Origin of the sequence: Pseudovibrio flavus (assembly GCF_009711345.1) — a bacterium.
GTDB lineage: Bacteria > Pseudomonadota > Alphaproteobacteria > Rhizobiales > Stappiaceae > Pseudovibrio > Pseudovibrio flavus.
Window position 1 is genome coordinate 214,442 of record NZ_SMMA01000066.1, and the last position, 23,359, is coordinate 237,800.

Sequence of the window (23,359 nt, forward strand, 5' to 3'; positions counted from 1 at the left end):
GGCCCTGCTTTTGCAACAGGGCCTTTCGTAAGCTCATTTTGGGATTATGCTTTACCCCAACCGCCGCTGGTTGGCGTTGTCACGGTAACAGCCTCTCCAGCCTTTAGCGTGGTCTGGTCGCATCCACCCAGTACCTCGATGCTGCCATCAAGGCGTCTAACGGACGTTGCTCCTAACTCCCCATCTTCACCGCCATGCATACCCTTTGGCGCAATTGTGCGGTGAGAAGAGAGGATCGCGCATTCCATATCCTCAAGGAAGCGGATGGTGCGCTTGGTTCCATCACCAGCATGCCACTTGCCTTTACCGCCAGAGCCTTTGCGGATGTGGAAGTCTTCCAGAAGCACCGGATAGCGGAACTCCAGAATTTCCGGATCGGTTAGGCGGGAGTTGGTCATGTGAACATGGACCCCGTCGGTGCCATTGAAATCCGGACCAGCTGGAGAGCCAGAACACAGCGTCTCGTAGTACTGGTAGGTCTGGTTACCGAATGTCAGGTTGTTCATGGAGCCTTGGGAGTTTGCCATTGCGCCAAGAGCGGCAAACAGGGCGTTAGTGACATGCTGGGAGGTTTCCACGTTACCGGCCACGACAGCGGCAGGGTAGTGTGGCTTCAGCATGCAGCCTTCCGGTACCACAATGTTGATCGGGCGCAGGCAGCCTGCGTTCATCGGGATCGGGCTGTCTACCATGACGCGGAAGCAGTAGAGAACCGCCGCGCGGGTTACAGGCTCAGGAGCGTTGAAGTTGTTTTCCTTCATCGCGCTTGTGCCGGTGAAATCGACAGTTGCTTCACGCTTTTCCTTATCGACTGTGATCTTCACCTTGATCACAGCACCCTGATCGGTCGGGTACTCATAGGAACTATTTGCAAGAGCCTCGATTACGCGGCGAACGCTCTCCTCGGCGTTGTCTTGCACGTGCTCCATATAGGCTTGCACGGTTTCCAGACCGAAGTGATCGGTCATCTTCTTCAGTTCCTGAACACCCTTTTCGTTTGCGGCGATCTGGGCTTTCAGGTCGGCAATGTTCTGGTGAACGTTGCGAACCGGATATTTGTGGTTGGTCAGTAGCTCAACCAACGCTTCTTCTTGGAATGCGCCTTCATCAACTAGCTTGAAGTTGTCGATGAGTACACCTTCCTCGTCCACCTTGGTAGCAAGAGGTGTCATGGAACCTGGTGCTGAGCCGCCGACATCTGCGTGGTGCCCGCGAGACGCGGCCCAGAAGAGGATCTCCTTGCCTTCTTCGTCGAACACCGGAGATACGACGGTGATGTCCGGCAAGTGGGTGCCGCCGTTATAAGGTGCGTTCAGCGCGAATACGTCGCCCGGTTTGATCTTGCCTTCGTTGAGCTTGATAACTGTCTCTACAGAGCGGTCCATAGAGCCAAGGTGCACCGGCATGTGCGGAGCGTTGGCTACTAGTGCGCCGTTTCTGTCAAAGACTGCGCAGGAGAAGTCGAGACGTTCTTTGATGTTTACCGAGTAAGCAGTGTTTTGCAGGGTAACACCCATCTGTTCGGCAATGGACATGAAGAGGTTGTTGAATACCTCCAACATCACCGGATCAGCTTCTGTTCCCAGAGCTTTGGCGCGTGCCAGCTTTTCAACGCGGGTCAGGATGATGTGATCCTTGGCGTTGACCTTTACATCCCAACCAGCCTCAACCACGATAGTCGCGTGCGGTTCCATGATGAGGGCAGGGCCGCTGAGGCGCATACCCGGTAGCAGGGATGAGCGCTTGTAGATGTTTGCAGGGCGCCACTTGCCGCCAGCGAAGAACTGGGTGGTCTGGCTTGCCTCAGGCCGGTCAGAGTTGAGCGTAAGGTCTGGCTCTGTCAGGCCAGCACCACCGCCTACGGCTTCTACTTCAAGCGCCTCTACAACAATACCTTTGTTGTCATAGGCAAAGCCGAACTGCTTGATATGAGCCTGCGTGAACTTCTCGATCATCGGCGCGCAGTCTGCGGTGTTCAGCTCCACTGCAATCGGTGTGTCTGTACCGTCGTAGCGCAGGTGTGCACGGGCGATCACGGTGATCTCGTCATCCGCAACGCCTTGGTCGCTGACCTCCGTTTTTGCAGCAGATGCGATGGTGCTTTTCAGCTCCTCCAACTGCGGAAGTAGGGCAGCGTCCAGCGACTTGATTACTGCCTGCTGGCGGGTGGCGCGAATGTCCGCAAGACCCATGCCGTAAGCTGAGAGAATGCCGGAGAGCGGATGAACGATGACGTTGGTCATGCCGAGGCTGTCGGCCACCATGCAGGCACTCTGCCCGCCAGCACCGCCAAAGCAGGTGAGGGCGTACTCGGTAACGTCATAACCGCGCTGAACGGAGATTTTCTTGATGGCGTTTGCCATGTTCTCGACAGCGATCTTCTGGAAGCCTTCAGCGATTTCCTCGGGCTTTGTATTGCCACCAACTTGTGTGGCTAGCGCTTCGAAGGCCGCTTTAACAGCTTGGCCGTCCAGTGGTTCGTTCTGGTCTGGCCCGAAGATTTTCGGGAAGTAATCCGGATTGAGCTTTCCGGTCATAACGTTGGCGTCGGTGACGGTGAGCGGGCCGCCGCGGCGATAGCACTTTGGACCCGGGTTCGCGCCAGCGGAATCCGGCCCAACCTGAAAACGTCCGTCCTTATAATGAAGGATAGAACCGCCGCCAGCGGCAACGGTGTGGATCATCATCATTGGCGCGCGCATGCGCACACCGGCCACCTCGGTTTCAAAGGCGCGTTCGTAAGTGCCATCGAAGTGAGATACGTCGGTGGATGTGCCGCCCATGTCGAAGCCGATGACCTTTTCAAAACCAGCCATCTTGGAGGTTTCGACAGCGCCAACCACACCGCCCGCAGGGCCGGAGAGAATAGCGTCCTTACCCTGAAACAGCGATGCATCTGTAAGGCCACCAGAGGACTGCATAAACATCAAGCGGCAACCGGTGTTTTCCAAGTCCAACTCGCTGGAAACCTGTTCAACATAGCGGCGTAGAATTGGCGAGAGATACGCGTCAACAACCGTCGTATCGCCGCGGCCTACCAGCTTGATGAGCGGGGAGGCTTCATGGGAGACGGAGATTTGCGGGAAGCCGACCTTCTCAGCGATGGCTTTCAGTGCCTTCTCGTGCTCTGGGTAGGCGTAGGCATGCATCAAAACGATGGCGAGGGAGCGGATGCCGCTTTCATAAACGCGCTTGAGGTCTGCTTCCACAGCATCAAGGTCTGGTGCTTGCTCAACAGTGCCGTCGGCGCGGATACGCTCGCCAACTTCTGTCACGCTTTCATAGAGTAGCTCAGGCTTGATGATTTCCTTGGCGAAAATGTCAGGACGGGCCTGATAGCCAATCGCCAACGCATCGCGGAAGCCCTTGGTAATAAAGAGTGCGGTGCGGTCGCCCTTACGCTCTAGCAGAGCGTTGGTCGCAACCGTTGTGCCCATTTTAACGGTTGCGATTGTCTCGGCAGGGATGCGCTCGTTCTTTGCGATGCCTAGAAGGTCGCGGATACCTTGAAGAGCGGCGTCCTTATAAGCCTCCGGATTTTCCGAGAGAACTTTGTGTGCCTGCAAAGAGCCATCTGGCTTTCTGGCAACAATGTCCGTGAAGGTGCCGCCACGATCAATCCAGAAATCCCACTTGCCCTCAGTCATCAGTACTGCGCTCCCACTTGCTTCAGTAATTCTTCATAGGAGCGCTAATATCTACAAAATGTCGATAAATTGTCAATAAGAGCTAACTTATACCTCGGTAGATAAGCAGCATGGCGGAGGCGAAGGCAAAGCCGAGCGCGATGTAACGGAAGCGCTGATCGGTATACTTCTTCACGACGCCAGCCAGAGCAAAGCCACAATAAAGGGCAGGGAAGAGGACTGCTGCTGAGATGAGATGCTCAAAGCCCAGCCAGCCGGAAGCGGCGGTGCCAAACAAGGAAAGTACAGAGCCTGTGCCAAAAATCGCGTTCATGTTCGGGCGGGCATGGGCAACTGGCTGGCCTTGATAGGCGATTGCCATTGGCGGTGCGCCAACTGATGTGATGGTTGCCATAACGCCGGAGATTGTTGCGAAGATGCCAAGCGACAAGCTGGAAAAACGAACGCCAAACCCTGCCAGAGAAAGAAGCACGGCAACTGCTGTGACGACACCAAACAGAAGAGAAAATGTCTGGATGCTTGTGATTTGAACGAGAATCAGACCAGCGATCACAGTGCCGGTAAGGCGGCCCAGAACACCGATTGAGTATTCTTTCCAAACAATGGCAACAGATTCGCGTTTTGCGGCCGCAATACCCATAAAGGCGCTAAGCACCAACATGGTGCCCGGAACCATTGTTGGGTCAAGGACAGCAAGAACAGGTGCTGCGATCATACCAAGCCCCATGCCAATAGATGCCTGCATACAAGCCCCTATGGTTACAACGATAAAGGCAGGCACCAGCACGGATAGGTCGGGAAGACACGCAAGAATATAGGACATGGGGCTGACGTTTTCTAATTTTTGGATTGGCCACGGTTTGGTCGCGGAAAAGACCAAAAAAGGACGAGGAAGAAAGTCCTATTCCTTAAAATTGTGCAGGTTAAGACGGGAGACTACGGACAGCGCTAACATTGTTCTGCGGGAGATGATCGGAATTCTATGTGAAAACAACTAGTGTTTTGACAGTAACTTGCGAAGCGCCTAATTGATAAGCAATGGAATTGGCGTGATGCCTTGGCAAGTTTGGGGGAGGCCACGTGGCCAAAGAAGAGCTTAAAGATACTCATTCTGATAAAGAGGTTGCCGTAGGTATCGGCCCCGTCGTTTCAGCTGCTCACCTTGCCAGCGGGCAAATGCCTGCGCTTTCCGAGGTGGAGTTTGCGGTGACCATGATGGTGCATGCCTATCACCGGTGGATGGTAAGGTGCATGGCGGCTGTTGGTCAGGAGGGAATGTCTCCTCTTGAAACGCTCGTGCTGCATTCCGTCAATCACCGAGGTCGCCCCAAGACAATGGCAGACTTGTGCCTTGTGCTGAATATCGAGGATACGCATACCGTCTCCTACGCTTTGAAGAAGCTGGAGAAGGGTGGACTTGTCCAATCTGGCAAGCGGGGCAAGGAAAAGACCGTCTCTATTACCGAGGAAGGCGAGCAGCTCTGCAATGAATATGGGCGCCTTCGGGAGGCGTTACTTGTCGCTCCGCTTAAGGAGCTGGGAATGGATGAGGGAGAGGTTTCCCGCATCGCGTCAACGCTTCGTTCTATCTCCGGCCACTACGATCAAGCGGCACGCGCTGCTGCTGCCATGTAACAAAAAAGGGGACGTTTAAGTCCCCTCTTATGTAACCGTTTAGGCTGATAGACTCTCCGGAATGTGCTGTACGGCCTCGAACTTTCGAACGCCGTTGAGGTGTTCAGCCGGATTGGCCGGATTCACCGGACTTGGTCTGCCGTAGTAGTAACCTTGCACCAGATGGCAGCCCACTTCTTTAAGCTGCTCTGCCTGTTTCGCGGTCTCAACACCTTCCGCCGTAATCACCACGCTTAGCGAACGGCCCAAGCCCACAATAGCTGCAATGATTGCGTCACACTGGGTGCGTTCGCCGATGTGCTGAACGAAGCTTCTATCGATCTTGATCTTGTCGAACGGGAATAGCGAGAGGTAGCTCAGCGAGGAGTAGCCAGTACCGAAGTCATCCATAGCGATGGAAACGCCCATTGCGCTGATCTGCTTAAGCGATTCAATAACGCTCTCGGTGTCATTGATCAGAAGGCTTTCGGTAATCTCGATCTCAAGGCGTTCCGGCACTAGCCCTGTTTCAATAAGCACACGTTCCACACTCTTTTCGATGGAGCCGAACTTGAACTGGGCTGGCGAGAAGTTTACCGCGACTTTTAATGTATCGTCTGCCCAGCTTACCGCATCCTGACAGGCTTGCAGCAAAACGTACTCACCAAGGGCCTCGATCATTCCTGTTTCTTCAGCAATAGGAATGAAGATTTCCGGTGAGATCATGCCCTTTTCAGGGTGGTTCCAACGGAGCAGCGCTTCAAAACCGCAAAGTCTTTGGGTTTGTAGCGCGACCTGTGCTTGGTAATGAACGGAAAAGCCGTTCGTCTTGAGGGCACGGCGCATATCCCGTTCGATCTCACGGCGACGTTCAAGGTCTTCATCCATACTTGGGTCGTACCAAGTGAAGGTTGACCGGCCACTGGATTTGGAACGGTAAAGGGCAAGATCCGAACAGTGCAGCAATCGGGAGGCGCGCCATGCAGCGTCCGTCGCCTTCGCTATGCCAATGCTTAGTGAGATGCCAAGTTCCTTACCATCAATGATGCATGGGGCGAGACACGCGGACATAACCCGCTGCATCAAAGCATGAACAGCCTCGTCGTTTCTTTCATTGTCAATAATTGCGGCGAACTCATCACCTGCCAGACGGGCGACAAGGTGGTTTCCAAGTACCATGCGTAGACGGTCAGCAATGACTTGCAGAAAAATGTCACCGGCTGCATGGCCGTGGGTATCGTTCACCTCTTTGAATTTATCGACATCGATGGAAACCACATAAAGGTTTGCAGCAGTAATCTGCGCTTTTCTCAATGACTGATTGAGGTGGGTGGAAAAGACCGAGCGGTTCGGCAGTCTCGTCAACGGATCGTTGTGAGCAAGGAAACTGATGGTCTTGGATGTCTTCCAGCGGTCACGCAGGTACTGCCACACAAAGTAGATGGAGCATAGTGTCAACAACAGAACCACCGTGAAGGTGGAGGCTGTCGCAAAAGAAAGCGAGCGGATGTAAGCGGCTTTCGAGATGCTCGGTTCTGCTGTAATGAACAGCGTCGCGATTGGCATACCGTCGAACTTGAACGGTAGCACTGTCGTAAAGGTGGGTATCGTTAGATTCGTGAAAGAAAAGTTCGAGTAGAACTGCTCTTCGCCGGTGTTCAGTGCATCAACCATAGCTGCCTGAGCATCGTCCGAAAGGGCAGAGTTCTCCGTTGAATGCTGAACATCTGCACTGCTGTATCCGGCAATCGTATTGCCGGAGGCTGCCATTGCAACAATAGACAGCTTATCCATATCCGGTTCGAGCAGCTTATAAAGCCGCTCTATGTCATCGGAGGCGAGCTGAGCACTGGCGTCGACAGTCGATAGCTTGATAGAACTGGACCCACGCAATGCAAGACCTGTAAAGATCTCCCGGTCTACTCCCGTCTCCGGTTTTGTGTCTTTGAAAGCCTGCAGTTCCACGATGGCTTTTTGTGCCAACGCGCTGTTTTCTTCAGCATCCTCTTTAACCATCAAATAAATGGCTGCCTGATCAATGGCATAGAACGACATTGCCAGTATGGATAGTCCGGATAAAATAATGCACGCATAAAGTGCTGTGCGGAACGGCGGAATTTTCTCCACGAGAAAGACCTTCACGAGTCGGACAAGAAAGAATCAATTTAGTTAGAGATATTTTGCCCTTTAAAAAACAAAGATTCAGTGAATTTATGTGCGTAGTAATTGCAATCTTTGGGCAGAGTGGGCAAACGCGACTCAGGTGATATCCCGTGTCGCCGAATCCGTTTCTTTTGGTTAGTTTGGGCTCTATGAACTTTTGGCAAAATCTATCCTCCTTTGTTAGTGCGCTTCAGCAAAGTGGTGCGCAGTTGCTGGACCGTATCCAGTCTTTGCTGACAGCTGCACAGGAGAACCGTCGTTCACTGGCGTTTACCGTAGCTATGATCGCTCTATCGGCCAAAATGGCGAAAGCGGACGGGGTTGTTACAGCAGAAGAAGTTCTGGCTTTTGAGAACCTATTCGACATTCCGGCAGGTGAAGAGAGGAACGTTGCTCGGCTGTTTAGTCTCGCCCAGCAGGATGTTGCTGGCTTTGAGGCTTACGCCGAGCGGATCAATAGTCTGTTTCTTGAAGATGAAGAAACGCGCATCGATATTCTTGATGCCTTGTTCTTTATCGCCAAAGCAGATGGGTTCTTCCACGAAGGGGAGGACGCCTATCTGGAGCGTGTTGCCCAGATCTTTGGTATAGACGGACGCTGCTACGCAAAAATTAAAGCCCGCCATATCCGTGGTGGTAGCGATCCATATGTGGTTCTGGATGTTTCACCTGACGCCAGCTATGCCGAAATTCGCAAGCGGTATCTGCAAGAGGTGAAAGACACTCATCCTGACCAACTGATTGCGCGCGGCGTACCTGAAGAATTCGTCAAGATAGCCAATGACCGCCTTGCGGCCATTAATAGTGCCTTTGAGCAAATCCAACTAGAACGTGGCCTATGAGCAAAAAAGTAGAATGCGGTGTGCCCGCACGTCTTCACCCATCATCAAATCATAACGAGCGCGGTGATTTGCCGATTGATATGCTTCTCCTCCATTATACCGGTATGGAGAGCGAAGAGGCCGCGGTGTCGCGCCTGTGTGACCCACGGGCAGAAGTCTCTGCGCACTATCTCGTCAAGGAAGACGGTGAGATTTTGCAGATGGTGCCTGAAAGTAGACGCGCTTGGCACGCCGGAAAGTCCTACTGGAAGGGTGATCGGGACATAAATGCGTGTAGCATTGGCATCGAGATTGTAAACGGAGGCCATGATTTCGGTCGTCCTGCATACCCGCAGGTTCAGATCGATGCGGTTATCGCCCTGTGCAAGGACATTATCGCTCGCCACAACATTCCTGCTTACCGCGTTCTGGCTCATTCTGATGTTGCACCGTCCCGTAAAAAGGACCCTGGTGAGCTGTTCCCTTGGCTTGAACTTGCTCGTGCTGGCGTAGGGAATGCAATCGAGCCTGTTGAGGCAAACAACAGTGTTGTGTTTCAGCTTGGCGACGAGGGCGCTCCGGTTGATGCAATCCAGTCTCTTTTGGGCCTATTCGGTTATGAAGTCATGCCGACTGGCGTTTTCGATCACGCTACAAAACGTGCGGTTACAGCGTTTCAACGGCATTACCGCCCACAGGTTGTGGATGGCGCAGCTGACGCACAGACCGTCGCGACCCTGCATACACTTTTAAAGAGTTTACCTTCTCTGTAAATATACTGATGTATTAGTAAAATACCGTAGTATACCAGTTTTGAGGCTATCGTAAGGGAAGGTCCTGACATAGCTTCTGTTTGCCCATGCATGTGGCCGATGTGGCTGCATTGTGCCACATGCTCGTCATAATTTGGCATCTTTGCCATGCTTCTTCCATAGTTCTTGAAACACTTCGTGATCTGGTTAGTCAGATTCTTGACGCATCTGCCGACGATATAGCTTCTCGCTCAAAACTAATATCGTGTCAGGAAACATAATAGATGTTCACGAACTTTAAGAAACTTGCACTTGTAACCTTTGCTTCGGCAGGCATTGTTCTGTCTGGCGTATCTGGTGTACTTCCGGTTGTTGACCAAGCTCACGCGGCTTCCAAGTCTTCCAACTACGATAAGCTTATCAAGAAACATGCAAAGAAACACGGCGTACCAGCAGACCTTGCTCGCGCTGTTGTGCAGGTAGAAAGTAACTTCAACGCAAAAGCTCGCGGCGCAGCAGGCGAAGTTGGTCTTATGCAGATCAAGCCAGCGACAGCGCGCGGCATGGGTTATCGCGGTTCTACAAAGGCCCTCTACAACCCGGAAACAAACATTGATTGGGGTATGCGTTACCTCGCAGGTGCCCACAAAAAGGCTGGTGGCGACCTCTGCGGTACCATTTTGCGCTACAACGCTGGCCATGCTGCAAAGCGCATGAACCGCATCAGCGCTCGCTACTGCAGCAAAGTGAAAAACATCCTCGGTAAAAGCTAATAAGCTTTAGGGCGCGCTGCATGCTGCTGCTGCCAATCGGGTGAATTCGGTTTCTCAAAGATTTCTGGAATGTCTGGCCAGTAGGTCAGTCTGTCTGCAAGGACGTGGGATGGTTGGTATGGGCAATACCAACCATCCATCTCCAGAGCATTGGGATTTATAGAAACTTCCGACGTGCGGCCTTTGCAGAAGCCGGAATTTTAACGCCTTCAAGGATTTTTCCATCATCTATAGGCTGGCCAATGGCGGTCGTAACAGGAACAACACCTGCCCAGTGTGGCAAGCTGTGATCCTCTTCGTCGTCAACAGGACCACCCTCTCTGATTTTGGCTGCGGCCCACTCAATTTCCAGTGCCAACACACCGGTTGAGCGAAGTTCCTTGTCTGTCATTGGACGAACTTCTTCCCAGCGTCCCGGTAGAAGGTGTTCGGTAATTGCGATAAGCGCCGCTTCGGCCTCTCGTGGGTCGGTCACATGACGGGCGCTGCCATGAATTACGGCGCTTCTGTAATTAAAGGAATGGTGGAACGCCGAACGGGCGAGAACCATACCGTCAACATGTGTAACTGTTAGGCAAAGAGATGCAGTTTCACTTTGCTTTTTGATAATGCGGGCGGCTTTGGCGCCGTGAATGTAGATCGTGCGATCGACTACCGCAAAGGCCATCGGGATCACCATCGGGCGATCTTCATCGATGAAGCCAACATGAGCGACCATTGCGCTCTGTAAAATAGGATAGATCGTTTCCCAATCGTAGTTTGCACGGTTGGAAGATCGAACGCGGGCAAAAGACGGGGGACGATTGTCCCGGCTGGCGAATTCGACCTTGCGTTCTTCTGGGGTTTTCTCAATTACCGTCATCTGGTCCTCGGTTTTGAGCAATATAATCGGCACATAGGACCAGTTTGATCGGCAGGCTGGTTTTGTGAAAGAGCCACTTTTTTCTTTTTCATAGTGCCAGTCTGCTGATCTCCCTTCCTTTACGTGTTTCCATGATTTCTTTGACAGGCACCAGCTCGCGCCCTTAGTCTTCCGCTCAAGGTGGGGGGCTTCCAATGATCATTTACGAGCTTCAGTTGGATAGAGAGAGCGGTGTGCCGCTTTCCAGTCAGATCTACAGGTATGTTCGCGAAGGCGTCGCCGGAGGCAAGCTCAAGGCGGGCGCGTTGCTGCCTTCATCCCGTCAGTTGGCCAGTGTTCTTGGCATTTCCCGTAATACCGTAAATACCGCCTATGAGCTGCTTAAGGCAGAGGCCCTGATTGATGTTCGACGCGGCGCAGCTCCGGTGGTATGCGAGCAGCCCTCGGCTTTCTCTAAGGAAACTACATCGTCGATATCAGGCTCGTCGCAAGGTTTATCAAAGAGAGGTAAGCGCCTTTCCGCAGATCTGCGGTTCCCATCTAAGGGGGAGAAAATGCAGCCGGGGGAACCGGCTCGCTCGCTTTTTCCCTATGATCTATGGGGGCGAAGTCTGAGGCGCGCAGCGCGAACAGTTGGTGATAGCCAGCTCGCTTACGAGCATACGTTTGGCCTTGATCGGCTGCGGTCTGTTCTCGCACAGTATTTGTTGCAGGAGCGCGGTGTTAGAGCGGAAGCCGAGCAAATTATCGTCGGCGCAAGTGTCCAGTCACTGCTCACCCTGATAACCCAGAGCTTTTCCGATGAGGGTGATCCGGCGCTTATTGAGGAACCGGGCTACACAGGCGCTCGTTCTGCGTTTCATGCTGCCGGGCTCGATGTGCAAGGGTTTGACCCCTCCGAGGGGCTCTCTTCATTTGCCGGCAAGGCGTTTCGGCTGATCTATCTAACACCCTCCCATCAGTTCCCGCTGGGTATGCGCATGGATATGGCAAGACGTCTTGAGGTGTTGCAGTTTGCGCGCAAAAGCGGCGCTCTGGTCATCGAAGATGACTACGACAGCGAGTTCCTGTTTGAAGGTAGGCCGCTGGCTGCCTTGCAAGGCTTGAACGCGGGAAGTGATGTTGTCTATATCGGCACCGTGTCCAAATCCTTGGCTCCGGGTATTCGGCTGGCTTATGCGGTGGTGCCGCGCTGCTATGCAAAGGCGTTGCGGGTTGCTCACCGGTCCCTAGGCGGACTTGCCAACGTCCACGGACAGGCGGCACTTGCTCACTTCATTGAAGAGGGGCATTACCGGGCGCACCTAAAGAAAATTCGCCGTGCCTATGAGGAGCGCGGGGCGCTTCTTTCCGCTGAAATTCGCAGAGTTCTGGGAAATCGGGTGGGTGTCGGAAAGCCGGCTGGAGGCTTGCAAATGCCTATATTCCTGCCTCAAGACTGCGACGACCAGTATGTTGCAAGTCAGCTTGATGAACGCGGCTTTGGCGTTAAGCCACTTAGTAGTTACTACATCAAAAACTCCAGTAGAGTTCGAAGGATGGGCCTTGTTTGCGGCTTTGCTGAGGTAGATGAGGCAACAGCTAGATTGTTTGCCGAAACACTGGATAAGCTGGTTCCTGCTTCACCATAGAGAGGGAATGCAGGAAAAAGGCTTGACCTCAAGCGACTAGGCCCGTACCTGAGGGCTGCCAGACGGCCGGACGGCTGCTGCCACAAGTGTCGAAAGGCCGTGGTGGAGGAAAGTCCGGGCTCCATGGAGAAACGGTGCCGGATAACGTCCGGCGAGGGTGACCTTAGGGAAAGTGCCACAGAGAGTATACCGCCTTCACATGTGGAGGTAAGGGTGAAAGGGTGAGGTAAGAGCTCACCGCGTATCTGGCAACAGAGACGGCATGGTAAACCCCACCGGGAGCAAGACCGAATAGGGGTGGCGCGGAAGCTTGACTTCCAGTCTTCTCCAGACCTGACCACCCGGGTTGGTTGCTAGAGGCGTTCAGCAATGGGCGTCCCAGATGAATAGTCGTCGCGTGCGCACCTTCGGGTGTTGCGCCATACAGAACCCGGCTTACAGGCCGTCTGGCTCCTTTTAACTGCTATAAACAACAGTCTTAGTTGTTTCGAGGTGCATGTGTGTAATGCATGCACTTTTATCGTGTGTTGCAACGCATTTATTTTTTATCCCTAGTTGGGGTACTTCTATTGAATATGCTTGAAACCTCTCGGTTTCTTCGCTGGTGCTTTGCGAGAAAGCGCTGACCCATTTTCCTATTATTCTTGGAAGTGTGCCGCGAAATAAACCTTGGGGAAGCTCACCTAGTGGAATGGACTAGTTCAAAGTTCCAGCTTGGAGGGTGTAGGTGATAGTGCATAGATTGTGTGGATCAGGCGCATTGTGAATGCGTCGGGCTTGCATGCAGGGAGGTGCACTTGGTGGATAGCCTTTTTGTTCCAAATGAGTTGTGGCGGCAGCGGCTCTTGGAGAAAATAACGGACTTGGGAACGAGCATGGATGAAGTCAGCTCCAAGGCTGGTTTTGAAGCGCAATATCTGCGTTCAGTTATCGAGGATGGGCTTGAGCCTCCAATGGATAAGCTAAGCGTCATCTGCTCCGAACTTGGAATGAGCGTTCCTGAGCTGTTTGCTGACTGAAGCCGGTATCCAGCTTTGACGATGAGAATATGAGCCGCGTCTCAGTGAAATGAGGTGCGGTTTTTGTTTGTGATGATGAAGGTTGCTGACAGGTGCTTTTTACTTCGTTAGGTTGCCGAGTGTTTCAAGCGTTTATTTGAGTGATTTGATATGCCTTCGACACTTCCGGTATTAGGTGCTGCGCTGACGAGCTTTGAGCTTCCCGATCATCTCGATTGGGTTCTGGAAAAGCAGCGCGATCTTGAGTTGCAGGACTTCGTTATGGGTTCTACGCTCAATAGCGACTGGAGTGAGCAGGCAAGTAGCATCAAGGCGATGCTTTCCGACTATCGCGGGCGCTTGGGATTGCATGGGCCGTTCTGGGATGCTGGTCTCGGTTCGCTGGATGTGGACGTGGTTGAGGTGCTGAAAAAGCGCCTGATGCAGTCACTGGATGCGTGCGAAGCACTGGGGGCGACGCAGCTCGTATTACACAGCCCCTATACGATCTGGCTTCACCACAACCGTGAAAACTACATTGGCGCCGTGGATGGGTTGCTTGATCGCACGCAGGAAAATATTAGCGAAGCGGTTCAAAGAGCGGAAAATATCGGCTGTACGCTCGTTTTGGAAAATGCAGAGGATGTTGATCCCGATTTCCGCAGGCAGCTAGTGGAGCGCTTTGATAGTTCAGCGCTCGCGGTTTCTCTTGATACAGGCCATGCCTATTACGCGCACAAAACGCATGATGGGCCGGAGCTGGCGGAATGGGTACGTTCTGCAGGCGCTCATCTTCAACATATCCACCTGCAGGACTGCGACGGGCTCGCGGATCGTCATTGGGAAATGGGTGCAGGCACTATCAATTGGTCTGAGTTTTTCGAGGTGCTGTGGGCTGAGGGTTCAAGGCCTCGATTGCTGATTGAGCTCTTTGAGAACTCTAAAATACCAGAGGCGGCGGCTCATCTGGAAAAGTTGGGTCTAGCTCAATAATCAATTACCTTAAAGAGATCATAGGCTTGTGCTGACTAGCTGCTTTCAGCGCTGGCTTGGTGTGTGATTTGCGCTCTCTACGGGATGATTTGGGAAAACGCCCCACCATGCTTTGGAATCTCGCCCCACCAAGCTGGAAAAGCTTGGGCGAACCTTGCTGTCCCGTGTTTTGATAGCTGTTTGAAAATGCCCGTTTTGCGGCTGCCTGTTTAGCTGTGCAACTCCTCGTTATTTTGCGCAAAACTTCCATAAATAAATGAAATATAAACATTTTTACCCCTTTAGTTGTCGTAGGGGATGTTTTGCTGTGCAGGTTCGCCTTCTGCCATAAATGACGGCATCAAATCGTTGCTGTTTGATTGACGTCCCATGCTTTCCCATGTTATCCCATAGTATCCCGAATAAAACCGGAAAATTGTCGTTCGGCTGGGAGTTCGTATCGCGTCCTTTAGTTTTTCAGGAAGCGTCGGACGCCCTCAGGGAAGCGCAAACTTTTTAATGGGCGGCCTCTCATATTTCAGTGGTCGCTTGAGAGGAACAATGACTGGCTTCGTTTCGCACTACACCAATCGGGTGGATGCCAAGGGTCGTGTATCGATCCCTGCGCCATTTCGTGCGGCGTTGGCGAAGGACGGTTTCGAAGGCCTTTATTGTTTTCCTTCTCCTTTTCAGGAAGCAGTGGACGCCGGTGGGCATGGTTTGACCCACGAAATTCAAAAGAAACTTGAGGGGTTCTCGACGCTTTCGATGGAATATGATGTGCTATCTACGGCGCTGTATGGTGCTAGTGAGACCCTGAAGATCGACCGTGATGGTCGAATTGTGCTGACTGACAGCATCCGTGCCCATACGGGCATTGATCAAGAAGTGACCTTTGTAGGTCAAGGATTCAAGTTTCAGATCTGGGAACCAGGTAAGTTCCGTGCACATCGCGAAGAAGCAATGAAACGCGCTATGGCGGTGCTGGCAGGATCGCAGCCTGGGTTCTCCGGTCAAGCGGGAGGAGCGGCGTGATGAGCGATCGCAAAGATCCTAATAACTCTGGTGATGACGGCTCTGCCCCTCACATTCCGGTTCTTCTGGATCGTGTATGTGAAGCGATGGCGCCGAAGCCGGGTGATGTAATCGTTGATGGTACCTTTGGTGCGGGCGGTTACACGAAAGCCTTTTTGAACGCTGGTGCAACCGTTGTTGCGGTTGATCGCGACCCAGATGCAATTGCTAATGGTCAGGCTCTGGTTGACGCTTACGATGGTCGCTTGAAGCTGGTCCATGGCCAGTTTGTTGATCTGGATGAGCATGCGCGCTCCTGCGGTTTTGAAGGTGTCGATGGCGTTGTGATGGACCTTGGTGTGTCCTCCATGCAGCTTGACCAGCCTGAGCGCGGGTTCTCGTTCCGTGGTGACGGACCTCTGGATATGCGCATGGAGCAGGCAGGGCCTTCTGCTGCGGACGTGGTCAACACCATGCCGCAGAAAGACCTAACCCGCATCATCGGTTTGCTGGGCGAGGAAAAACGTGCTTCTGCCGTTTCTGCCGCAATCTGCCGAGCGCGTGATGAAAAGCCGTTCGAGCGTACAGTTGAGCTTGCTCGTGTGGTTGAGAAGGTTGTTGGCCGTAATCCGAAGAAGCCGGGTATCCACCCTGCAACTCGTACGTTTCAGGCGCTGCGCATTTATGTGAACGGCGAGCTGCATCAGGCTGCTGGTGCTCTTGCTGCGGCGGAGCGTATTCTCAAGCCGGGTGGCCGTCTTGTTGTGGTGACCTTCCATAGCTTGGAAGACCGAATCGTTAAGCGCTTTCTGGCAGATCGCACCAAGACACGTGGTGGCGGTTCCCGTCATATGCCTGAGGTGGAAGTGCCTCCGGCAACTTTTGAATACATCGTAAAGGGCAATCAGGACGCAAGCGACGAAGAGGTGGCAATGAACCCTCGTGCGCGTTCTGCTCGTCTTCGTGCTGGTCTTCGTCTGGATACGCCGGCTAGGGAGTTGGACATCTTTGAGGCCGGGGTTCCACACCTTGCAGCCTACAAAGGGCTTGGGGGGTAACGTCTTGCTGCGCATCATCAACCTTGTCTTCATGTTCACCGTCGTTGTCGGCGCGGTGGCGGTTTACGACATGAAAATGTCGACCGAACACCTGAACGACCGCGTTTCCGAACTGCAGCGTCAGATCGAGAAAGAGCGGGAAGATATTCGTTGGTACAAGGCGCAGTGGAGTGCGCTCAATCAGCCTTCGCGTTTGCAGGGCGTGGTTGATCGTTACAACAGTTACCTTCAGCTTGAGCCTCTAGGTGCCGAGCAGATCACGACACTTGATGCCTTGCCGATGAAGCCGGTTCAGCTTGAGCCAGCTGCACATGATAGTATGGGTGGGTACGCTGGTGCCCTTCCTGCTGTTCGTTAAGGGGGCATTATGGCAGCGTTGGAACCGACCTCCTTTTTGAAAGCACCAGAAGCCCGCAAAAAACGGGTCATGCAATCGACTGTTCGCGAGCCTGCAAAGTCTCGCATCATCATTGCTATGATGGCTTTCTTCTGCGTGTTCACCGTAATTGGTGGTCGGCTCGTGATGCTGGGCTCAGCGGATACGGAAGAGGCGCGGGAGTACATCTCCTACCGCTCGCCAACGCTGATGTCCCGTCCAGATATCCTTGACAGGAACGGCGATATTCTGGCGACGGATATTCGCAGTGCTGATCTGGTTGCTTACCCTAAAAAGATTCCTGATCCTGATGAAGTCTTTGAAGGGCTGATCTCCGTTCTGCCGCATCTGGATACACCGACTATTGAAAAGCGTCTCAAGAGTGAGGCGAGTTTTGTGTATCTGGACCGCGAAATTTCCATGTCGCAGCGCGATGCGATCCATGATCTTGGTTTGCCGGGCATCGGGTTTGAAGAAACACAGCGCCGCTTCTATCCGGGCGGCAACACGGCAGCTCACATTCTGGGTACCGTGGACGTTGATGGCAACGGTATTTCCGGCCTTGAGAAGTACATTGATACTGCATGGCTGAAGGATCTTCGTGATCTTGGCTTCACCAGCAACAAGACCTTGGAGCCTGTTCAGCTCTCAGTAGACCTGCGCGTTCAGTATGCCGTTCGTGACGAGCTGGTCCGCGCGATGGAGTACTACAAGGCCAAAGCGGCAATGGGCGTGGTGCTTGATGTCCATACCGGCGAAGTTATCTCTATGGTCTCGCTGCCGGACTATGACCCGAACGATCGCCGTGAAGCGCTGCTACCTGATCGTCTCAACCGCACCACCGCTGGTGTTTTCGAGATGGGCTCTGTGTTCAAGGGTATTACTGTTGCGATGGCGCTGGACAGCGGCCACGTGAACTTGGGTGATAGCTTTGATGCACGCCGTCCGATCCGTGCCGGTGGCCGAATGATCGATGACTTCCACGGCAAAAAGCGCATTTTGAGCGTACCTGAAATCTTCACCTACTCTTCCAACATCGGTACCGCTCGCATGATGCTGGCAGTTGGTATTGATGAGCAGCGCAAGTTTATGGAAAAGCTGGGTCTGACCACTCCGCTTCGCACAGAAATTCCTGAACGCGCTATGCCGCTTCTGCCTCCTCGCTGGAACGAAGTTGCTGCGATGACCATTTCCTTTGGTCACGGTCTTTCTGTAACGCCGTTACATACAGCTGTAGCGGGTGCAACCTTGGTCAATGGTGGTAAGTTCATTAATCCGACCTTCCTGCCGCGAACCGAGGAAGAAGCTAGCAAGGTTGCCACTCAGGTAATCTCGCAAGAGACCAGCGATGCTGTTCGCCTGCTTAACCGTATGAACGTCAAAAACGGTTCTGGCCGCCGCGCCGCTGTGCCGGGGTATGATGTTGGCGGAAAAACGGGGACATCGCAGAAAGTTATCGATGGTCGCTATGCGGAAGGTATTTACTTGAATAGCTTCTTGGGTTCGTTCCCGATGGGCGATCCGCAATACATCGTTCTGCTATCTCTGGATGAGCCTCAGAAGTTGGAAGGGCAGCCGTATGCGACTGCCGGTTGGAATGTGGTTCCAACGACCGCTTCTGTCATACGTAGGATTGCACCGATGCTAGGAGTAAAGCCAAACTTTATAGAAGGTGGCGAGACTATCGCCGTTTCTTACTGAGGGGCGCAATAATAATTTGGATAACGTTACTGGGGCATTCGAGAGTAGGGACCTGCTGCCACATTGACGTCTCATAGGCCGGACATATCAGCGCTATGTTGCTAGAAGAGATTATAGAAACCGCCACCAGCCCTGAAAACGGTCTGGATGTTGAAATTACCGGTCTAACCGAGGACAGCCGACGCGTTGAGCCTGGTTACCTGTTTGCTGCACTCAAAGGGGTTAAGGCTGATGGCGTGAGCTATATCCCTCAGGCTGTCGAAGCTGGTGCTGCTGCAATTCTGATTGATGCCGATCGTGTTGATGATGCTGTGCGCGAGGCTGCCAAAGGTGTGCCGCTGGTCGCCGCCGCTGACGCGCGCCGTGAGCTTGCCTACATGGCGGCCCGTTTTGCTGGCCATCAGCCTGCAACAATGGTTGCTGTTACCGGTACAAGCGGCAAGACATCGGTTGCCGAATTTGCCCGTCAGATTTTCGAGTATGCTGGCCTCAATGCTGCAAGCCTTGGTACTTTGGGCACGATCACCTCCACTGGCAAAAGCTATGGCGGTCTGACAACTCCGGGTCCAGTGCAGCTGCATCAGGACCTCGCACGCCTTGCGGATGATGGCGTGACCCATGCTTCCATGGAAGCCTCCAGCCATGGTCTTGACCAATTCCGCCTTGATGGCGTTGATCTGGTTGCCGCTGGTTTCACTAACCTTGGCCGTGATCACATGGACTACCACGCCTCGGTTGAAGAGTATTTTCAGGCAAAGCTGCGTCTCTTTACCGAACTGCTGCCAGAAGGCGCTGCGGTTGTAGTAGATCCTGATACCCCGTTTGCTGATCGCATTCTGGCTGTGGCCGAAGAGCGTGGTCTTGTTCCGTTTACCGTTGGTGCTAACGGTAATAACCTGCGCCTGCTTTCCATGTCTGCTGACGGTTACTCTCAGGTTCTTGGCATTGAGACCGTTGAAGGCATCTACACCATCGTTCTGCCGCTGGCAGGTGATTTCCAAGTCGCTAATGCGCTGATCGCTGCGGGTCTCGCAATTGCCGCTGGTGTTGAAACTGGCGTTGTTATGCAGGCCCTTGAGCAGCTGAAAGGCGCTCCGGGCCGTATCGAGCACGTTGCGACAAAAGCAAACGGCGGTCTTGCGTTTGTTGACTATGCTCACAAGCCAGAAGCGCTGGAAAACGTTCTCACCGCTCTGCGCCCGTTCACCGAAGGCCGGTTGATCTGCGTGTTCGGCTGTGGTGGTGATCGCGACAACGGAAAACGCCCGCTCATGGGCGAAATCTCCGAGCGCCTTGCTGATATCACCATCGTTACTGATGACAATCCGCGTACCGAAGACCCTGAGGGCATCCGCTCCCAGATCCTCGATGCTTGTCCGGCCGCTATCGAAATTGGTGACCGTGCAACTGCTATCCGCCGTGCCGTTGATATGATGGTTGGTGGTGACGTGCTTTGCGTTGCTGGTAAAGGGCACGAGACCGGTCAGATCGTCGGTTCCGAGGTTCTGCCGTTCTCCGATCACGAAGAAATCCTGAAGGCTGTTGAAGCTGCTGATCTGCAAGAAGCTGCGGAGCGCTCCGGTGCACCTGCGCTGGTGAACCTTGATAGCTTGGCGGAAGACCTTGGCCTCGATATCTTTGATGAAGCTGACGAGCAGGGCGATGATGATGTAGCTGTCGAAGTCGATGGCCTGTCCTTAGAAGATGCTCTGGCGAAAGAGTTCCAGCTTGATGACCTTGATCTCGATCTGGCTATCGAGCAGGACGAGGTTGCTGAAGAACAAGCGCCTGCTGATGAAGCGACAGAAGAAGTTGCAGAAGCAGACGAGCCTGTCGTTGAAGCTGAAAATGCGGGCGAACCTGTTGCTGAAGAAGTTACAGACGAAAAGCCAGCAGAGGTTTCGCAGGACAATGCTGCTCGCTTGATGGCGGTTCTGGAAGACCTATCCTTCCTTTCCGACGACAAGAAAGACGAGCAGGTTGAAGCCGCTGAAGCTGATGATGCTCTCTTTGCTGATACCAAGCTGGATGATGGTGCCGATGTAGTTGCCGAAGAGCAGCTAAGCGCTGAAAATCCTGACATGGCATCGGCATTTGAAGAGATTGACAAGCTACTGGCATCCGGCGAAATCGCGCATGTTAGTAAGGCTGTTGAAGCCGATGAAGTTGTTGCTGAAGATGTAGCCCAAGAGGCAGAAGCCTTCGAAGTAACCGACGAAGTTGAGGCCGAGGTCGAAGCCGAAGCGCTGGAAGAAAGTGTTGCCGTTGAAGAACCGGTGATTGATGAGGAAGCCAAGGCGCGCTCAGAGCAGTTCGCAGCCGCTCCAATTCACACCCGCGTTCCGGCATCCTTGCCGCAGGCGCGTAAGGTTATCTCCAAGCCGCTTCCTCGCAAAGCTCCAGAGCTTGTGAATGCCCATCTGGCTCAGGTTGAACCAGAAGGCGGTGATGCTGCTCTTTGGACGCTGCATGATTTTGCTGTCGCTATTGGCGGTGAACTCATGGGCCAGCCGGGTCAGCTCATCAACGGTATTTCCATCGATAGCCGTAGCATCTCTGAGGGTGATGCCTTCTTTGCGATCAAGGGTGATCGCATGGATGGCCACGACTTCGTTGAGACCGCGCTTTCCGGCGGTGCGGCTATTGCGGTTGTTGCCCGTGAGAAGCTTGCTGATCTGCCACGCCGCCGTGCGTACCTCGTCGTTGACGATGTGCTGGAAGCGTTGGAACGTCTCGGTATCGCATCGCGTAGCCGTATGAATGGCCGTGTGATTGCTGTTACAGGTTCCGTCGGTAAAACCGGCACGAAGGAAGCCCTTCGCCTTGCGCTATCGCGTTCTGGCAAGACCCACGCGCCAGTTGCATCCTTCAATAACCATTGGGGTGTGCCGCTGACTTTGGCTCGCATGCCAAAAGACACTGATTTCGGTATTTTCGAAATCGGCATGAACCATCCGGGCGAAATTACGCCACTTTCCAGAATGGTTCGTCCGCATGTGGCTATCATCACCACTGTTGAACCTGTTCATCTGGCTGCATTCGACTCTGTTGAGCAGATTGCAAAAGCCAAGGCAGAGATCTTTGCGGGTCTGGAGCCGGGCGGCGCTGCTGTTCTTAACCGCGATAACCGCCAGTATGACCTGCTGCGTTATCTGGCAAGTGTTGCAGGTGTGAAGGATATTGTTACCTTCGGCCGCCGCGCGGGTTGCGATGCTTATGTAACCAAGACCGCAACGACCGCTGATTGCACCAGCCTTAATGCTGTGGTTCTGGGTGAAGAGATCACCTACAAAATCGGCGCGCCGGGTAATCACTACGTTCTGAACTCTCTTGCCGTTCTGCTTGGTGTTTGCAAGCTGGGCGCAGACCTTGCCCGTGCGGGCTTGGCCCTTGCCGATATGCGTGCGCCGAAGGGGCGGGGTGAGCAGACCGTACTAAGCATGCGCGGTGGCAATGCAGTTCTCATTGACGAGAGCTACAATGCAAACCCTGCAAGCATGCGGGCAGCGATTGCTGTACTGGGTGAGCAAACGCCACTGCGCAACGGTCGCCGTATCGCTGTTCTTGGCGATATGCTTGAGCTGGGCGAGAATTCCGACAAGTTCCACGCTGATTTGGCGCGAGATTTGGCTCAAGCACGAATCGATACGGTTTATTGTGTGGGTACGCATATGGCACACCTTTGGGAACGCTTGCCTGAAACGGTGCGTGGCGCGTATGCAGAATCATCCGACGAACTGCGTGAAACCATCGTTCGTGCGGTTCGTGTGAATGACATTATTATGATTAAAGGCTCCTTGGGCACCAAAATGGGACCGCTCGTGGAGACCTTGAAAAAGCATTTTCCAACCGAGGCCAATTCAGACCCGGCTTGAGGACTATTGAATGTTGTATTTTCTGGGAGAGCTGGCTGGCCAGTTCTCGGCACTGAACGTTTTTAGGTACATTACCTTCCGCACAGGTGGCGCGATTATGACCGCGCTGCTGTTCGTCTTTTTGTTCGGGCCGAAAATCATCTCCACACTGCGCCTCAAGCAGGGTAAAGGACAGCCAATCCGTGAGGACGGTCCGCAGAGCCATCTGTTGACCAAAAAGGGTACGCCTACCATGGGCGGCCTGATGATCTTGTCGGGTATGATTGTTGCAACGCTGCTTTGGGCAAACCTTGCAAATCCGTACACTTGGATTGTGCTGGGTGTGACCGTCGGCTTTGGCTTGATCGGCTTTTATGATGACTACCTGAAAGTGACCCGCGCGACCCATAAGGGCTTTAGCGGTAAAGCGCGCCTTGGCATTGAGTTCCTCATTGCAGGTGCTGCAGCTTTTGCCGTTTCCCTGCTGGATTCCGGTCAGAACGCAACTGCGATCGGCTTCCCGTTCCTCAAAGACCTCACCATCAACCTTGGTCTGTTCTTCATTCCGTTCGCTGCCTTCGTCATGGTTGGCGCCGGTAATGCGGTGAACCTGACGGACGGTCTTGACGGCTTGGCGATTGTACCGGTGATGATTGCGGCGGCGTCTTTTGCGCTTATCGCTTACCTCAGTGGTAACGCCGTTTTTGCGAGCTACCTACAAATTAACCATGTTCCGGGCACTGGTGAGCTTGCGGTGCTATGCGGTGCTGTGATTGGCGCAGGGCTAGGGTTCTTGTGGTTTAACGCGCCGCCTGCCGCCATTTTCATGGGTGATACCGGTTCTCTTGCGATGGGTGGTATGCTGGGCGCAGTAGCGGTCGCGACAAAGCACGAAATCGTTCTTGCTATCATCGGCGGTTTGTTCGTGCTGGAAGCTGTATCTGTTATTGTTCAGGTCGCATCCTTCAAGCTTACCGGTAAGCGCGTGTTCAAGATGGCTCCAATTCACCATCACTTCGAGCACCTTGGTTGGACCGAGTCACAAGTCGTTATCCGCTTCTGGATCATTGCAGTTGTTCTTGCCCTCATCGGGCTTGCGACACTGAAACTGCGCTAGGAGGCC

17 protein-coding genes, 1 other RNA gene and 1 pseudogene are annotated in these 23,359 nt (G+C 53.5%); 15 read left to right on the forward strand and 4 right to left on the reverse strand.

Annotation, left to right across the window (positions count from 1 at the left end):
- Nucleotides 1–44: 44 nt before the first annotated feature.
- Entirely contained in the window at nucleotides 45–3,647 is a 3,603-nt protein-coding gene (locus tag E1162_RS17940; protein ID WP_155134300.1) for a hydantoinase B/oxoprolinase family protein, read from the reverse strand.
- A gap of 82 nt (nucleotides 3,648–3,729) precedes the next feature.
- Complete coding sequence (locus tag E1162_RS17945; protein WP_155134303.1) at nucleotides 3,730–4,470, reverse strand: sulfite exporter TauE/SafE family protein; 741 nt, start codon at nucleotides 4,468–4,470, stop codon at nucleotides 3,730–3,732.
- Nucleotides 4,471–4,823: 353 nt separating this feature from the next.
- Here E1162_RS17945 and E1162_RS17950 point away from each other — a divergent pair, with 353 nt between their 5' ends.
- On the forward strand, nucleotides 4,824–5,282 hold the full coding sequence (locus E1162_RS17950; RefSeq protein WP_155135103.1) for a winged helix DNA-binding protein: 459 nt from the start codon (nucleotides 4,824–4,826) through the stop codon (nucleotides 5,280–5,282).
- Nucleotides 5,283–5,321: 39 nt separating this feature from the next.
- On the opposite strand, the gene E1162_RS17955 is transcribed toward E1162_RS17950, so the two are convergent.
- Complete coding sequence (locus E1162_RS17955; protein ID WP_371312012.1) at nucleotides 5,322–7,388, reverse strand: putative bifunctional diguanylate cyclase/phosphodiesterase; 2,067 nt, start codon at nucleotides 7,386–7,388, stop codon at nucleotides 5,322–5,324.
- Between the two features lie 185 nt (nucleotides 7,389–7,573).
- Between E1162_RS17955 and E1162_RS17960 the strand changes: the two genes are divergently transcribed.
- From E1162_RS17960 to E1162_RS17970, 3 genes are all read left to right on the forward strand, one after another.
- Nucleotides 7,574–8,266 (forward strand): molecular chaperone DjiA, encoded by a 693-nt coding sequence (locus E1162_RS17960; RefSeq protein WP_155134306.1) that lies wholly within the window; start codon nucleotides 7,574–7,576, stop codon nucleotides 8,264–8,266.
- Nucleotides 8,263–9,018 carry a peptidoglycan recognition protein family protein gene (locus E1162_RS17965; protein WP_155134309.1) on the forward strand — a complete coding sequence of 252 codons (756 nt, stop codon included), beginning with the start codon at nucleotides 8,263–8,265 and terminating at the stop codon, nucleotides 9,016–9,018. The genes E1162_RS17960 and E1162_RS17965 overlap by 4 nt, the downstream gene beginning before the upstream one ends.
- 263 nt (nucleotides 9,019–9,281) lie before the next feature.
- The gene (locus E1162_RS17970; protein ID WP_155134312.1) at nucleotides 9,282–9,770 is read left to right on the forward strand and encodes a lytic transglycosylase domain-containing protein; all 489 of its coding nucleotides are present in this window, start codon (nucleotides 9,282–9,284) and stop codon (nucleotides 9,768–9,770) included.
- A 157-nt stretch (nucleotides 9,771–9,927) separates the two neighbouring features.
- On the opposite strand, the gene E1162_RS17975 is transcribed toward E1162_RS17970, so the two are convergent.
- The gene (locus tag E1162_RS17975; protein WP_155134315.1) at nucleotides 9,928–10,632 is read right to left on the reverse strand and encodes a pyridoxamine 5'-phosphate oxidase family protein; all 705 of its coding nucleotides are present in this window, start codon (nucleotides 10,630–10,632) and stop codon (nucleotides 9,928–9,930) included.
- A gap of 194 nt (nucleotides 10,633–10,826) precedes the next feature.
- On the opposite strand from E1162_RS17975, the gene pdxR reads away from it, so the two are divergent.
- The 11 genes and pseudogenes from pdxR to mraY all read left to right on the forward strand — a co-directional run bounded on the left by pdxR (nucleotide 10,827) and on the right by mraY (nucleotide 23,353).
- Nucleotides 10,827–12,263, forward strand: a complete 1,437-nt coding sequence (pdxR, locus tag E1162_RS17980; RefSeq protein WP_155134318.1) for a MocR-like pyridoxine biosynthesis transcription factor PdxR — start codon at nucleotides 10,827–10,829, stop codon at nucleotides 12,261–12,263.
- 58 nt (nucleotides 12,264–12,321) lie between these two features.
- An RNA gene (gene rnpB, locus E1162_RS17985) (RNase P RNA component class A) lies at nucleotides 12,322–12,717 on the forward strand.
- A 421-nt stretch (nucleotides 12,718–13,138) separates the two neighbouring features.
- Nucleotides 13,139–13,282, forward strand: a complete 144-nt coding sequence (locus E1162_RS17990; RefSeq protein ID WP_155134321.1) for a hypothetical protein — start codon at nucleotides 13,139–13,141, stop codon at nucleotides 13,280–13,282.
- A gap of 150 nt (nucleotides 13,283–13,432) precedes the next feature.
- Nucleotides 13,433–14,254, forward strand: coding sequence for a sugar phosphate isomerase/epimerase family protein (locus E1162_RS17995; protein ID WP_155134324.1), 822 nt, complete (start codon nucleotides 13,433–13,435; stop codon nucleotides 14,252–14,254).
- Nucleotides 14,255–14,794: 540 nt separating this feature from the next.
- Entirely contained in the window at nucleotides 14,795–15,268 is a 474-nt protein-coding gene (locus E1162_RS18000) for a division/cell wall cluster transcriptional repressor MraZ (protein ID WP_155134327.1), read from the forward strand.
- Entirely contained in the window at nucleotides 15,268–16,305 is a 1,038-nt protein-coding gene (gene rsmH, locus E1162_RS18005; protein WP_155134330.1) for a 16S rRNA (cytosine(1402)-N(4))-methyltransferase RsmH, read from the forward strand. Before E1162_RS18000 ends, rsmH begins: the two co-directional genes overlap by 1 nt.
- 4 nt (nucleotides 16,306–16,309) lie before the next feature.
- Nucleotides 16,310–16,663, forward strand: a complete 354-nt coding sequence (gene ftsL, locus E1162_RS18010) for a cell division protein FtsL (RefSeq protein ID WP_155134333.1) — start codon at nucleotides 16,310–16,312, stop codon at nucleotides 16,661–16,663.
- Nucleotides 16,664–16,672: 9 nt separating this feature from the next.
- Entirely contained in the window at nucleotides 16,673–18,382 is a 1,710-nt protein-coding gene (locus E1162_RS18015) for a peptidoglycan D,D-transpeptidase FtsI family protein (protein ID WP_155134336.1), read from the forward strand.
- A gap of 95 nt (nucleotides 18,383–18,477) precedes the next feature.
- A pseudogene (locus E1162_RS19650) lies at nucleotides 18,478–19,947 on the forward strand (UDP-N-acetylmuramoyl-L-alanyl-D-glutamate--2,6-diaminopimelate ligase); the annotation flags it as partial.
- Between the two features lie 516 nt (nucleotides 19,948–20,463).
- Nucleotides 20,464–22,257, forward strand: a complete 1,794-nt coding sequence (locus E1162_RS19655) for a UDP-N-acetylmuramoylalanyl-D-glutamyl-2,6-diaminopimelate--D-alanyl-D-alanine ligase (protein WP_257099129.1) — start codon at nucleotides 20,464–20,466, stop codon at nucleotides 22,255–22,257.
- A gap of 10 nt (nucleotides 22,258–22,267) precedes the next feature.
- A complete protein-coding gene (gene mraY, locus E1162_RS18025) occupies nucleotides 22,268–23,353 on the forward strand; it encodes a phospho-N-acetylmuramoyl-pentapeptide-transferase (RefSeq protein WP_155134343.1) in 1,086 nt (361 codons plus the stop codon).
- Nucleotides 23,354–23,359 lie beyond the last annotated feature (6 nt).

Bases quoted from the DNA above. Each gene is read 5' to 3' on its own strand.
- E1162_RS17940 (WP_155134300.1), bottom strand. From the start codon at position 3,647: ATGACTGAGGGCAAGTGGGATTTCTGGATTGATCGTGGCGGCACCTTC.
- E1162_RS17945 (WP_155134303.1), bottom strand. From the start codon at position 4,470: ATGTCCTATATTCTTGCGTGTCTTCCCGACCTATCCGTGCTGGTGCCT.
- E1162_RS17950 (WP_155135103.1), top strand. From the start codon at position 4,824: ATGCCTGCGCTTTCCGAGGTGGAGTTTGCGGTGACCATGATGGTGCAT.
- E1162_RS17960 (WP_155134306.1), top strand. From the start codon at position 7,574: ATGAACTTTTGGCAAAATCTATCCTCCTTTGTTAGTGCGCTTCAGCAA.
- E1162_RS17965 (WP_155134309.1), top strand. From the start codon at position 8,263: ATGAGCAAAAAAGTAGAATGCGGTGTGCCCGCACGTCTTCACCCATCA.
- E1162_RS17970 (WP_155134312.1), top strand. From the start codon at position 9,282: ATGTTCACGAACTTTAAGAAACTTGCACTTGTAACCTTTGCTTCGGCA.
- E1162_RS17975 (WP_155134315.1), bottom strand. From the start codon at position 10,632: ATGACGGTAATTGAGAAAACCCCAGAAGAACGCAAGGTCGAATTCGCC.
- pdxR (WP_155134318.1), top strand. From the start codon at position 10,827: ATGATCATTTACGAGCTTCAGTTGGATAGAGAGAGCGGTGTGCCGCTT.
- E1162_RS17990 (WP_155134321.1), top strand. From the start codon at position 13,139: ATGGATGAAGTCAGCTCCAAGGCTGGTTTTGAAGCGCAATATCTGCGT.
- E1162_RS17995 (WP_155134324.1), top strand. From the start codon at position 13,433: ATGCCTTCGACACTTCCGGTATTAGGTGCTGCGCTGACGAGCTTTGAG.
- E1162_RS18000 (WP_155134327.1), top strand. From the start codon at position 14,795: ATGACTGGCTTCGTTTCGCACTACACCAATCGGGTGGATGCCAAGGGT.
- rsmH (WP_155134330.1), top strand. From the start codon at position 15,268: ATGAGCGATCGCAAAGATCCTAATAACTCTGGTGATGACGGCTCTGCC.
- E1162_RS18015 (WP_155134336.1), top strand. From the start codon at position 16,673: ATGGCAGCGTTGGAACCGACCTCCTTTTTGAAAGCACCAGAAGCCCGC.
- E1162_RS19655 (WP_257099129.1), top strand. From the start codon at position 20,464: ATGGCATCGGCATTTGAAGAGATTGACAAGCTACTGGCATCCGGCGAA.
- mraY (WP_155134343.1), top strand. From the start codon at position 22,268: ATGTTGTATTTTCTGGGAGAGCTGGCTGGCCAGTTCTCGGCACTGAAC.